The following is a 612-nucleotide window of genomic DNA, read 5'->3' on the forward strand; positions in this document are numbered from 1 at the left end:
GCGACCGGGCCGAATTTCGTGTCGATCAGGCCGGCCTGCTCGAGCGGGACGACCGCGTCGAGGCCCATCTGAACGGCGAGGTCTGCGGTCGCCGGGCGAGCCACGTCGAATTCGCCGCCCTCCCGGTAAATCTCGAGCTGGGCCACGGGTTTGTCCGCCTCGCCCGTCCAGCGCATCACGTCCCTGCGGCCGCCTTCCGGATGCCGAAGGACGGTGTAAGAGGCTGTTTTCTCTGATGAATCGAGTCGGCTGAGGGCGAAGGCCGGATGCGAGCGGTCGGCGATGCTCCAGCCCGGTTTCTCAGCGGGCTCGTCGTCGCGCAGGCTCGGAAGCTGGTTGAGCGCCGCGAGGCCCAGGATGGCAAACAGCACCAGCGTCCCCACATAGGCGAACAGGCGCGCCAGCGTGCCGACGACCTCGTCGGCGAAATTGGCGAGCGCCAGATGGATCTGGGTGGGAGTTGCGGCCGTGCTGGCCTCAGGCGGGTACATCCATGGCCTTCGGGCATGGTCCAACGTTGTCTTGAGGCCGGTTCTCGCATAGAAGCGCTGCTCTTCCTGCTTAAGCGTCAGCTTCAGGAACGGGCTTTTTCATCGGAGAGTGAACGATGGG

General features: G+C 65.5%; 1 pseudogene. It reads right to left on the bottom strand.

What is annotated here, in order from left to right:
• Positions 1-491 (bottom strand): annotated as a pseudogene (locus AC1D00_RS44320) (hypothetical protein); the annotation flags it as partial.
• Positions 492-612 lie beyond the last annotated feature (121 nt).

The organism is Bradyrhizobium sp. P2_E8 (genome assembly GCF_056403875.1).